This is a genomic window from Aeromonas sp. ANP5 (assembly GCF_963870295.1).
In the GTDB taxonomy this organism is placed as follows: domain Bacteria; phylum Pseudomonadota; class Gammaproteobacteria; order Enterobacterales; family Aeromonadaceae; genus Aeromonas; species Aeromonas veronii.
Genome location: NZ_CAWMRY010000030.1, coordinates 58,221 through 67,834 on the forward strand (window position 1 = coordinate 58,221; position 9,614 = coordinate 67,834).

A 9,614-nucleotide genomic window follows, 5' to 3' on the forward strand; every position below is an offset into this window, starting at 1 on the left:
CGGCAGAAGGCGGCTATGCCTCTGCGTCGTCCGGCAACGGGCGGATCAGCCGGATCTTTTTGCCCTCGTAGCAGGCGATGTTGTGCTTGCCGTGCTGTTTGACGTGGTAGAGCAGCTCGTCGGCGAGATGCACTGCCTCGGTGACGGTGAGGTAGTCACGAATGCGGATCACCCCGGCGGAGAAGGTGATGGGGGTGGGCAGCTCGGGGATCCCCAATGGCCGATCCAGCAGGCGACTAGCGGAGTGGATCATCATCTCGTCATCCTCCATCCCTTTGAACAGCACGATAAACTCCTCGCCGCCCCAGCGGATGGCGCTGTCCACCTTGCGGATATTGCTTCTGAGATGGCGGGCAAAGGCGACCAGTGCCAGATCCCCGACGCTATGGCCATAGGTGTCGTTGATCGACTTGAAGTTGTCGATATCCAGGATCATCAGATAGTCGTGCTCATGGAGCAGACTCTGGCAGAGCACATCTCTGCGTGGCAGCCGGGTCAGGTGGTCGGTGTGCGCCAGGGTGCGCAGCCGCAAGTAGATCTGCTTCCAGGCCACCATGCCCAGCAACAGCACGATGAGATAGACCTTGAATGCTGCGCCATGCAGGGCCAGCTTGACGAAATCGAACCAGCTGTAGGACCACTTCAGATAGAGATCATCCCCCGCCTTGGTGCGCATAAAGGGTTTGCTCAGGCAGAGATGCCTCGGGCTGCAGGGCTCGGCGGCTTCAAACGATATGTTGGTGCGGGTCGGGTTGATGGTATCGAAGGGGCGCAACACATCGTTAAATGCTTCATCGACGGCGATGTCGATACCGAGCAGCCCGTATTTGTAACCGCCGCGCCCCGACTGATGAATGAAGGGGAAGTACATCACTATGGTGTTGCGCATGCTGAAGCTGTCGATCTCGATATCGGAGACAAAGGCTTCATCGGCGCTGCACAAGGGGCGTCCGGGCGCAAAGCTGGCGCAACCGAAGTAGTGATACCAGGCGGGCAGTGTCATCAGATCCACCTTGATCGGTGCCAGTCTGGCGGGCAGCACATTGTTGTCGGCCACCATGCCGATCAGCCGGTAGTCATTCCAGATGGTGTAGATATTGATCACCTCCGAATAAGAGAGGGCATAGCGGAAGGTGTTGAGGATATTGGCTGCCGGGTATTGCAGCGGAATATCGGCAAAGCGGTATTTGCTTTTGAGGTCATATCCGTAGAGATAGTCGCTGCCGACGCTATTCGGGGGCGGTGGCTGATCGAGCAGATGGTGTTGTGCCAGATAGCTGGTGATGTTCTCCACCTTGAGGATCTTGGCTCGCTGGTAGAAAACCTCGAACACGTTCTTCTGTCTGGCGGTGATGAGATCCATGTCGTGCTGGATAGTGAGATAGGTGTAGTAGAAGACAATGCCCAGCCCGGTCAGGGCGAGCAGGGCTAATCCGGCCACTTTGACGATGAACTGGCGAGCACACGCCGATGGCCAGCGCAAGGCTGGGAGGTTACCTGAAAATAAGGTCATAGGTGTCTGGTTAGAGTACCGATAGGGGCGCGGGCGCCATACGGGCAAAGTATACGCGAAGGAAATCCCGACAGGATCCACCGACAAACCTTGCCAGAAGCTGAAGCCCTCACCACTTATTTATCCCTACTCCACGATCAGCACGCTCTCGCTGGCCAGATGGTGCAGCCACTCCCTGACGATCAGCAGCACGGCGGCAAAGTGCTCGTCGCGTGGCAGCAAGCTGGCGGCGAGGGGATCCCCTTCCGCCATGGCGGCCAGCTGGCCAAAGGCTTGCTCCACCAGATCCCGGTCGAGCTGGTTGTCCCCCAGCGCTTCGGCCAGCGATGGCTGGCTGCGCAGGGTCAGCTGCAAGCCGGGCGGGATCTGCGGGGCAATGCGCATCAGCTCATCTTCCACCACCATGATGGCCCGCTCCAGTTCGAGCGGGGTGGGTGGCGTGTGGCGAAACGGCCCGGGCTGGATGGCGTGGGTGCCAAAGGCCAGCGGGTAGTGTGACGGGGCCGCCCCGGGCTGGCTCAGCCAGAGCTGACTGCTCTGTTCACCAATCTCCAGCAGCAGGGTCATCATCTCAGGTACGGGTTGTGTCATGTTGCTGAGCTCCTGTATTGTAAACGTTTTCCGTTTCTGCCTTTGATACCCCCGCCGCCGACGTTTGGCGAGCACAATTTCTGCGAGTCGTCCCTCACTTTGTTGCAAACCCCTTGCAAAAAAATCCACCGGTGGCAGTCTGGATGTCTAAATGGCTATCGCCGTTTCGTTATCCTCAGATGATTCAGGAGTTCAGATATGGATATTCGCACCGCTCCCCGCGCCATCGCGCTCGCTCTCATGCTGGCCAGCGGCATCGCCGCCGCCAACGAAGCGCTGGTGATCCAGACCGACTTTGGCCTCAAAGATGGCGCCGTATCGGCCATGAAAGGGGTCGCTTTCGGGGTGGATCGCACCCTGCCGCTCTATGACCTGACCCACGAGATCCCGGCCTACAACATCTGGGAAGCCTCCTACCGCCTCTACCAGACCCTGCAGTATTGGCCCAAGGGCACAGTGTTTGTCAGCGTGGTGGATCCGGGTGTCGGCACCGAGCGCAAGTCGGTGGTGCTCAAGACCAAGAGCGGTCACTACATCGTGACCCCGGACAACGGCACCCTGACCCTTGTGGCCGAGCACTTCGGCATTGAGGCGGTGCGCCAGATCGATGAGAAACTCAACCGCCTCAAGGGCTCCGAGAAGTCCTACACCTTCCACGGCCGCGATGTGTATGCCTACACCGGCGCACGGCTCGCCTCCGGCGCTATCAGCTATGAGCAGGTCGGCCCGCTGCAGCCCGCCGAGGTAGTGAAGATCCCCTATCAGCCTGCGATCGCCGAGAAAGATGGCTCCCTCAAGGGCACCATCCCGATCCTCGATGTGCAGTACGGCAACGTATGGACCAATATCGACGATGCGCTGCTGACCAAGGCAGGGATCAACAAGGGGGATAACGCCTGCATCAAGATCAGCGAAGGGGATGCGGTCAAATATGACGGCAAGGCACCTTACGTCAGCAGCTTCGGCGATGTGCCGGAAGGGCAGCCGCTGGTCTACCTCAACAGCCTGCTGCAGGTGTCGGTGGCGCTGAACATGGACAGCTTCGCCGCCAAGCATCAGGTGCAATCCGGCGCCAACTGGCATATCAGCCTGAAGAAGTGCTCCTGAAGATTGTCGGGCTTTCGACAAGCGGGTTTGAAGCAAGAGAGGGCAGCCAAAGAGGCTGCCCACTCTCATTGGGTGCTAAGGCGTGCTGATAAGAAGTTGTTGTCAAAAAGCATATTAATTGAATGCAATTGATAATGATTGGTATTTGGTTGGATAATCGCGCACTTGTCTGACCACCCAACCATATCGAATGAAAACCAGCCTTTTACTGCTCAGCCTGCTGGCTCTGACCGCATGCAATGACAATCACAGCAATACGTCGGTGCCCCCCTCACCCGATGTGACCCCACCGGTCGTCAAGCCGACCGAACCGCCCATCACGCCGCCAATAGTACCGCCAGAAACCCATACCCGGGTGCCTCTGACCATTGAGGTCAATGTGGCCGATCGGCTGGGGGTAGGGACACTGCTCGAGGTGAGACAGGTCACCACCGGGATCCGCGTGCAGCAGGCCATCGAACCGGGTCAGCTCACTCGCATCACCTTGCCAGCAGGCCTGCAACTGGATCAGCCGCTGGAGCTGCTCGGTAGCAACGAGGGCTATCTGCTGCGCGCGGTATCGGTGCGGGTGGCGGATCTCTCGGCCGGGATCACGCTGGCGCGCCGCAACAGCGTGCCGCGGCTGGGGTTGAACGAGGAGGAGACGGCGCTCTTCCTGCTGGCGGATCAGAGCGGGGATGGTTCCCTCAGTCAGGCCGAGTGGGGCAGGGCAGAGGAGATCCGCCTGCAACAACAGGCGGCTCTTCAGGATTATGCCGCCTTCCTGTTGGCCCAGCGCCAGCCGGGTGCCGTGCTCGACTATGCCGATAGCTGGCAGATGCTGTTGGCCCTGCGCGATGACAAGCAGGCGCGCAGCTGGTATCAGCGCAGCAACAGTGCCCAGATCCAGTCCGCCCGTACCCAGCTCTATCCCGCCAACCCCAGCCAGCCGGACGAGCCGGAGACGGCAGATCTGCTGCGCCTCGATGAACAGGGGCAGCTGGTGGTACGTGGCCCCTGGCAGTGCCTGCACGATGTGCGCACGGTCAGCGGGGTCAAGGGCAGCCAGTACTGGCTTTATGGCAGTGACACCAGTGCGTTGAAGATTGCCAGCCAGCCACAACTGGCTGCGGGGCTGACCGCTTGCGGCCGCAGCGACTGGCGCCTGCCGACCCTCACCGAGTTCGAACGGCTGCTGAGCAGTGACAAGTCGGCATGGCGCTATCCCAATACCTTTGCTGTTGGCCTGCCTGCCCAGATCTGGCTGCAGGATGGTACGGGTCAACCCCGTCTCTATCAACTTGCGACCCGAATCTGGCTGGATGAGGGGGAGGGGAGTCTGCTTTGGTATGCGCTGGCTCCCTATCCGGTGCGCCCCTCTGTGGTGCGCGACAGCAGCAAGCCAGACATGGCGGCCCTGCGCGCTCAATACAGCGGCGCGCCAGCCCAATGGCCTGCCGCCCGGGTGGATGAAGGGGTGGAATGGCAGGAGCTGGGGCCGCTGCCGGCGGTTCCCTTCCCGGCCGACAACCCCTATAGCCGGGCCAAGGTGGTGCTGGGTCAGCAGCTCTTTTTCGACAAGCAGCTCTCCAAGGGGCGGGACATCAGCTGTGCCAGTTGCCACGATCCGCAAAAGGGGTGGAGCGACGGCCTGAGCGTCTCGGTCGGTCATCTGGGCCAGAAGGGCAATCGCAACGCTCCTTCCATCCTCAACAGTGCCTTCAGCTCGACCCAGTTTTGGGACGGGCGGGTCGCCACGCTGGAGGAGCAGTCGCTTCACCCGATCCAGAACCCCATCGAAATGGCGCTGAGTCATGACGAGCTGCTGGCTCGTTTGCAGGCCAACCCCGACTATCAGGCTGCTTTTGCCACCGCCTTTGGCGATCAGGGGATCACGCTGGAGCGGATCGCCAAGGCTATCGCCACCTTCGAGCGTACCATCATCAGCCGCGACAGCGATTTTGAGCGCTTCGTCAAAGGGGATAGTCAGGCGCTCAGTGACAAGGCGCTGTGGGGGATGCACCTCTACCGCACCGATGGCCGCTGCATGAACTGCCACTTCGGCCCGCTGCTGAGTCAGCACGGGTTCGAGAGTGTGGGGCTCACCTATTACGGTCGTGGCAAGTTGGAAGATCGCGGGCGCTTCCTGCAGACCCGCAACAAGGAGGACATCGGTCGCTTCAAGACCCCCAGCTTGCGGGATGTCGCCTTCACCGGCCCCTATATGCACAACGGCATCTTCCCGATCCTGGCCCAACGTATCGGCGGCTCGGTGCAGGGGGTGGTGGCCATGTACAACTTTGGCGTAACCAAGTGGAGCAGCGGGGTCGGCTTCCCGACTGGTGCGGATCAATATGATCCCTTCTTCCCCAAAGCCTCCGATCACCTGCATGCCCTTGGCCTCAGCAACGACGAGCTGGATGCCATCGGCGAGTTTTTGCGCAGTGCCTCGGCCGAGCCGCGCCGCACCCCAGCCACGGTTGCTGAGCTGGGGGTGAGTGAGGCTGATGACCCGGCTCCGGTGGGGGCGGTGATCACCGGATTGGCGGTGCTGCCTGCTCAGCCTCAGCTGGAAGTGGGACGGACGCTTCCCCTGCAACTGCAGTGGCAACTGAGCGATGGCTCTCTCGGCTCGCTCGATGGGCCTGTTGAGTGGCGCAGCGAACAGCCGGAGTTCGCTACCGTGAGTCCGCAGGGCGAGTTACGCGGTGTGGCGGTCGGTACGGCACGACTGGTGGCGACCACGGCTCGTCACACGTTGACCGTGACGGTGCAGGTGGTCGATGCCCAGCCCGATTTTGCCCGGGGCTGCCGTCAACCCGAGCTGGTTGCGGGCAAGCTTGCCTTTGTCTGCCAGCTGACCAGGGACGAGGCGGAGCGTCTGTCCATCTCCTATGACGGTGTGAGCAGTGACAGCGATGGTGACTACAATCCCTTCCCGCTGGAGTATGTGACCATGGGTCAGGCGCGGGCGCGGGATTACTGCCAGCAGCTGGTGGCACGCGGCCACGATGACTGGCGTCTGCCGACCCGGGCCGAGCTGGAGGTGCTGTTTGCCGCCTACAACAAGGATGGCGCGACGGATCAGTTGCTCCAGCAGCAGGGGTGGCCGCTCTACAACCGCTACTGGAGCAGCGATGCGACTGCCAATGACGATGGTGAGTTGCCGCTGCTCGACCTGAGCACTGGCGAGCCGCTGTGGGATCTGGCGGATGAGGCTCATGCCGCCACCTGCGTCAGGGCCATCTAGCCTTCATAGATAGTCAGATGAAAAACGGGCGCCTCGGCGCCCGTTTTGTTCTCTGGTAATAAAGAAAGGGATCAGAACTCGTTGGAGAGCGCCTTGTACCCTTTGACCAGATCGATATTGGTATGGGCCACGTCCTCGGAGAACTCGGCGGCATCGACCGAAACCCGCGGGATATGAGTCAGATCGCTCTGCTGGTTGATGCGGGTGGTGGAGGGAACGTAGAACTCCGGCGGCAGATCGCAGCCATCGATCACCGAGTTGTGACGCACCACGGCACCATCGCCGATATGGCAGTTGAACAGCACGCTGTTGAAGCCGATAAAGACCCGGTTCCCCACTTCGCACGGCCCGTGGACGATGGAGCGGTGGGCGATGGAGGTGTACTCGCCGATGGTGACGGCGGCACCGGATTTGGAGTGGATCACCACGCCGTCCTGAATATTGGAGTTGGCGCCGATGACGATGGGTTCCATCTCGCCATTGGCATCCACTTCGTCGGCGCGGATCACCGCATAGGGGCCGACAAAGACATTCTCTTTGATGATCACCTTGCCGCAGATGATGGCGGTCTTGTCGATATAGGCGGATTCGTCGATGACAGGCAGATGGCCGGAGGGATTCTTGCGGATCATGTTACATCCTGTGGTTGCCAAGAGGGATTATCTGGTGGTGGACGAGGAGCCTACCGGTCGGTCAGCTTACCCCTGCTCGCCCTCTGGTGAAACCCCTGACTGGTCTGACCCTTGTCGCGCGGCGTCTCGGCATGGCTGTTTCCCGCCGCCAGAATATGGGAGCATGGTTGTCATCCCGAGTCGCGTTAGGTGGACATATAAAGATGAAGAAGATGATTGCCCTGTTGGCGGGTGGTTTGTTGCTCTCCTCGGCCGTGCAGGCCAAAGGGGAGGCGGGGGAGTTTGACTATTACGCCATGGCGCTCTCCTGGTCGCCCGAGCATTGCGCCGTCAAACCGGCTGATCGGGACCAGTGTTCCCGTAAGCTGGGGTTTGTGCTGCACGGTCTTTGGCCTCAGTACGAGCGCGGTTATCCCAGCAACTGTACCCGCGAACGGCTCGATCCAGATATGGAGAGCGAGTTTGCCGATCTTTACCCCAGCCGCTTTCTCTATCGCCATGAGTGGGAGAAACATGGCACCTGCTCCGGCCTGAGCCAGCAGGCCTTCCATCAGCTGGCGAGCGATTTGCGCCAGAAGGTGAAGATCCCGGCGGCTTATCAATCCCCGGAAGAGCCGCTGCGCAAAACCAGCTTCCAGCTCAAGGCCGATCTGGCGAGCGCCAACGAGTGGCTGGCCCCCGACAACATCACGGTGGCCTGCGCCGACGGTGGCCGCTTCCTGCGGGAGATCTATATCTGCGTCAATAAAGAGGGGACGGATGCGGTCACCTGCTCCGACGAGATGCAAAAGCGCGAGCGCCGCTCCTGCGGTCAGCCGGATTTCCTGCTGCGCAGCGTGCGTTAAGCCTCCACTCTCTTCATCGGGCCCCTTGCGGGCCTGATATTTAACCACAGCTATCGGAAAGGAGTCTGACAGATGGATGGCAATAACCGGTTTAGCCCACAAGAGCGGGCAATGCTGCTCGGAGTGAAAGGGGTGGGGCCGACCGTTATCGGGCGGCTCGAACAGCTGGGCTATCATACCCTGGCCGGATTGGCCGAGGCCGACACCACCCATATCGTCCAGCTGGTGGCCAGCATGCTGGGCTCGACTTGCTGGCAGAACAGCCCGCAGGCGCGTAGTGCCATCGACGGTGCCATTGCGCTGGCCCGCGCACATCTGGCGGCGGACGCTGCAAAAGGGGTGAATGGATGAGCCTCTTTAGCGAACTGGGGATGCGTTATCCCATTATTCAGGCGCCGATGGCCGGTGTGCAGGGTAGCGAGCTGGCGCTGGCCGTGACCCGTGCGGGCGGCTTGGGCTCCTTGCCTGCCGCCATGCTCACGCCAGCGGAGCTGCGCAGCGAACTGGAGCGACTTGCCCACAGCGGCCTTGGGCCATTTAACATCAACTTCTTCTGCCATCGGCAACGGGAACCGGATCCCGTTGCTCTGGCCCGCTGGCAGCAGTGCCTTTCACCCTACTACGCAGAGTTTGGTCTGGAGCATTCAGCTGTTACGACGGCAGCAAGCCGTGCCCCCTTCAATGAGGTGCACGCCGCCATGGTAGCCGAGTTCAGACCTGCAGTGGTCAGCTTCCACTTCGGTTTGCCCGCGCCCGAGTTGCTTGTCCAAGTGAAGGCTGCGGGGGCCAAGGTCTTGGCCAGCGCCACCACTGTGGCGGAGGCCGTATGGCTTGCCCAGCACGGTGCCGACGCCATCATCGCTCAGGGATTGGAGGCGGGCGGCCATCGCGGTCATTTCCTCTCCGATGATCTCGCCTTGCAGCAGAGCACCTTGACCCTGCTGGCACAAATCCTCGCGGTGACCGATCTGCCGGTGATTGCCGCTGGCGGTATCGTCGATGGCAAGGGGATCGCCAACGCGTTGGCAATGGGGGCGAGCGCCGTGCAGATGGGCACCGCCTTTCTCTGCTGCCATGAAGCGACCACCTCGGCGTTGCATCGCGCCGCCATCCATTCACCAGAGGGCCAGCAGACGGCACTGACCAATCTGTTCAGTGGCCGTCCGGCGCGGGGGATCGTCAACCGTCTTATGAAAGAGCTGGGCCCGCTCTCGGATCTTGCCCCTCACTTCCCCTATGCCAGTGGCGCACTGGCACCGCTGCGTGCCGCCGCCGAGAAGGCGGGGGACAGTGGCTTCTCTCCGCTCTGGGTTGGCCAGAATGTATCGGGCTGCCGGGATCTTCCCGCTGGCGAGCTGATAGCGTGCTGGGTCAAAGAGGCTGGATTGGGATAAGCGCTTCTATATATGCCTTATAGAAGATGTCGAGGGCGCTGCGCGTTAGACGCGACAGTGCGGCAATGGTGGACGAGTGCCAGGCCAGTACCCTTGTAAGGCATTTATCCGGTGTAAAACGTCCTCACCCCCCCTTGGTTGTGGATAAGTCTGTATAAAGGCTGTGCGTTGATATGAATAACTAAAAAATTGAACTTTTTTGCAATTTTATTGCGGTAAAGCCTTGCCAATGTGAGCTGGATCTCTATAATGCGCCACATCGACAGGGCAAGCGGCAACGCAAACAACCTCGTCGATAACCTC

The 9,614-nt window shown here is 60.8% G+C and carries 9 protein-coding genes; 5 read left to right on the forward strand and 4 right to left on the reverse strand.

All coding sequences use genetic code 11. The features are described 5' to 3' along the window. Positions 1 to 13: 13 nt before the first annotated feature. On the reverse strand, positions 14 to 1,513 hold the full coding sequence (locus AACT07_RS16385; protein ID WP_253182272.1) for a GGDEF domain-containing protein: 1,500 nt from the start codon (positions 1,511 to 1,513) through the stop codon (positions 14 to 16). Between the two features lie 126 nt (positions 1,514 to 1,639). Continuing rightward, a complete protein-coding gene (locus AACT07_RS16390; protein WP_069528936.1) occupies positions 1,640 to 2,104 on the reverse strand; it encodes a hypothetical protein in 465 nt (154 codons plus the stop codon). Between the two features lie 198 nt (positions 2,105 to 2,302). Here AACT07_RS16390 and AACT07_RS16395 point away from each other — a divergent pair, with 198 nt between their 5' ends. Both AACT07_RS16395 and AACT07_RS16400 read left to right on the forward strand, forming a co-directional pair. Continuing rightward, positions 2,303 to 3,211 (forward strand): SAM hydrolase/SAM-dependent halogenase family protein, encoded by a 909-nt coding sequence (locus tag AACT07_RS16395; RefSeq protein WP_069528937.1) that lies wholly within the window; start codon positions 2,303 to 2,305, stop codon positions 3,209 to 3,211. Positions 3,212 to 3,401: 190 nt separating this feature from the next. Next, complete coding sequence (locus AACT07_RS16400; protein ID WP_069528939.1) at positions 3,402 to 6,440, forward strand: cytochrome c peroxidase; 3,039 nt, start codon at positions 3,402 to 3,404, stop codon at positions 6,438 to 6,440. A gap of 71 nt (positions 6,441 to 6,511) precedes the next feature. Here AACT07_RS16400 and AACT07_RS16405 read toward each other — a convergent pair whose 3' ends face one another. Continuing rightward, positions 6,512 to 7,072: a gamma carbonic anhydrase family protein gene (locus AACT07_RS16405; RefSeq protein WP_005343397.1), complete on the reverse strand. Its 561-nt coding sequence runs from the start codon at positions 7,070 to 7,072 to the stop codon at positions 6,512 to 6,514. A 203-nt stretch (positions 7,073 to 7,275) separates the two neighbouring features. Here AACT07_RS16405 and AACT07_RS16410 point away from each other — a divergent pair, with 203 nt between their 5' ends. From AACT07_RS16410 to AACT07_RS16420, 3 genes are all read left to right on the forward strand, one after another. Beyond that, entirely contained in the window at positions 7,276 to 7,917 is a 642-nt protein-coding gene (locus tag AACT07_RS16410) for a ribonuclease T2 family protein (protein ID WP_069528941.1), read from the forward strand. A gap of 72 nt (positions 7,918 to 7,989) precedes the next feature. Further along, on the forward strand, positions 7,990 to 8,268 hold the full coding sequence (locus AACT07_RS16415; RefSeq protein WP_069528943.1) for a helix-hairpin-helix domain-containing protein: 279 nt from the start codon (positions 7,990 to 7,992) through the stop codon (positions 8,266 to 8,268). Further along, positions 8,265 to 9,311, forward strand: coding sequence for an NAD(P)H-dependent flavin oxidoreductase (locus AACT07_RS16420; RefSeq protein ID WP_069528945.1), 1,047 nt, complete (start codon positions 8,265 to 8,267; stop codon positions 9,309 to 9,311). The genes AACT07_RS16415 and AACT07_RS16420 overlap by 4 nt, the downstream gene beginning before the upstream one ends. A 104-nt stretch (positions 9,312 to 9,415) precedes the next feature. Here AACT07_RS16420 and AACT07_RS16425 read toward each other — a convergent pair. Next, on the reverse strand, positions 9,416 to 9,614 hold a 199-nt coding region (locus AACT07_RS16425), incomplete at its 5' end, for a hypothetical protein (RefSeq protein WP_216093291.1).